Annotated in this window: 1 protein-coding gene and 1 pseudogene; one reads left to right on the top strand and one right to left on the bottom strand. The window is 34.9% G+C overall.

Annotated elements, in window-relative coordinates; genetic code table 11:
- The first annotated feature begins 609 nt into the window (after window positions 1-609).
- A pseudogene (locus tag ACIFOT_RS32155) lies at window positions 610-1,449 on the top strand (tyrosine-type recombinase/integrase).
- Window positions 1,450-1,573: 124 nt separating this feature from the next.
- Here ACIFOT_RS32155 and ACIFOT_RS32150 read toward each other — a convergent pair.
- Window positions 1,574-2,140: an MOSC domain-containing protein gene (locus ACIFOT_RS32150; RefSeq protein WP_430073008.1), complete on the bottom strand. Its 567-nt coding sequence runs from the start codon at window positions 2,138-2,140 to the stop codon at window positions 1,574-1,576.
- Between the last annotated feature and the right edge of the window lie 158 nt (window positions 2,141-2,298).

Genomic DNA, 2,298 nt, shown 5'->3' with positions numbered 1-2,298 from the left:
TCAGCATTAAAGAAAGAACTTATTGATCTAAATGAACAACTAAAAAATCTTACTTTATTAATCAAGAAATTTTATGATTACTATTTGAAATAGAAATACTATATGAGATTTATTAAACTTTTTTACTTAATGAAAAATACCTTGAGAACCAAGTTTTTTTTCATTAAGTAGCGAGTAATCAAAAGATCTTTCTACCATATTCATTTTATAGTGCAGTCTTTTTAAATCCTTTTGGTCTCTGTGACCTAATTCCATCGTTTTCTCCTGAAAGATGATGGCTTCCTTCTAATTCAACTAGCATTCTTCGGATTAACAATGACAATATTCCTTTAAACCTTACCGAGCACTCAATAAAAAAGGTACAGCTTTTTTTGATGAAGCTCTCCTTTGTAGGGAACCCTGCATTGATAATTGTTGTCCTTTTATAAGAATTGTTTTTAATTCATTTAATCTATCCATTTAACCACCTTATTCGATTTGCTTTAACATATACTATTTGAGACCTTATTAAGCTAACCTGCCCCAATAGTTGAATAGTATCTTCCGTTTCAATTTAAAGAAACAGGTCAATAATTCCTCTAAAAAAGAAATTTTAGGGAGAGAAGTATATTGTTATTATCAAAAGCATGGGAAAATTATGAATCGGATAAACGCATAGAAGGCTTTTCGCCACAACCATTAAAAGCATATAAACTCCAAGCCACATTACTTATTAGATATTTTAAGGATGTTACACTTAATACTATAACCACAGTTCAGCTTAAAGAATACCTTGCAAAGTCAAGCGAAACCTTAAAAACCTTCAAGTTTGGCTCACCGAATACGTTTTATGAAATCATTATTTCGTTGGTCACATGAGGAGGGGCATATTTCAAAAAATCCCGCCGCCAAAATAAAGGAACCTAAAGCAGGGAAACGAATTCCAAAGTTTCTAACAGAATTTGAAATTGAACATTTACGTGAAGCCTGCACCAGCCCATTGGAGAAGGCTTTGTTTGAATTCATGTTTTCCACTGGGTGCCGTATAGGAGAAATTGTTTCCTTAGAGAAGAGTAGAATAAATTGGTCTAACCGTTCCGCTATTGTGAGAGGAATAGGGGGTAAGAGAGGGAAGTGTATTTTAACATCCGCTGCGAAATTTGGCTTAAACGATACCTTGATCAACGCCAGGATGACGATGCAGCCATTTTTGTTACAGAACGGTATCCTCATCGAATGAGCATTGCCCAGATGAGATATATCATCAAACGAATTTTGAATCGTGCACGGATCAATAAATCGATTCATCCGCATCAGCTAAGGCACAGTTATGCCACTCATATGCTGAATAATGGTGCACCTCTTGAAGTTATCCAGAGCTTACTAGGTCATGAGAAAAGTGAGATTACAAGGATATATGCACAGTTAAGTGGGAGTTTAAGGCGAGAGCTTTATTTCAAGTATTTTTAAATTGAACTCATAAAGCAATGCTTTAAAAAGCATTGCTATTCTTTAATTCTCGCACCCTATAGTTTAAGTATATTCATTCACAATCAACATTAATTTCATAAAAGCAAATACGCACCCAGCTAGTTTAAACACGTTCAAGCCTTTTAAATGGTCTATGAGGTAATTCAACTCGGATGGTATCTCCTGGTTTCACTTCTCCACTTTGCAATATAACTCCCATTATTCCTGCTTTTCTTATTAGATTTCCATCTGAATCCTTATCCAAAACAGCCTTTAAAAGACCTGGTTTAAAATTATCAATTTGAACACAAGGATTTCGTAGGCCTGTTACTTTAATAATTGCAGACTCACCTATAGATAATATCGTGTCCGTTGGTAAATCAAGAAGATTTATTCCGACAGTTGTAATATTTTCACCCAATTGTCCAGGTTTAATATTAAAACGATCTGCTAACTCTTCGAATAACTCATTTTGAATTAAATGCACTTGTCTTAGGTTCGGTTGCTTTGGATCTTGTGCCACTCTCGAGCGGTGTTTAACCGTTGAACCAAAGTGTGCATCGCCTTCGACCCCTAAACCCTTCACTAATTTTATAATCTCTTGACTTTCTTTACTAAACGTATGCTTCTTACTTAAACTAACCGCTATGACTGTTCCTAAAATTGAACTTTCTTTTTTTTCATCAAACATCCATTCCACACAGCCTTCCTTTTTCTAATCCCTGTTTGTTCATATTCAATAAAGGGTTTAATTATTACTTCTTCCACTAACCTGGCGTTAGTACAACAAGCAAAAAAGGGCCGCCTCAGCGATCATCATCCTTAACAAAAGCACCCGTTCGTATTATA

The organism is Neobacillus sp. NRS-1170 (assembly GCF_050468025.1).
This window is presented reverse-complemented; position numbering and strand designations above follow the sequence as displayed.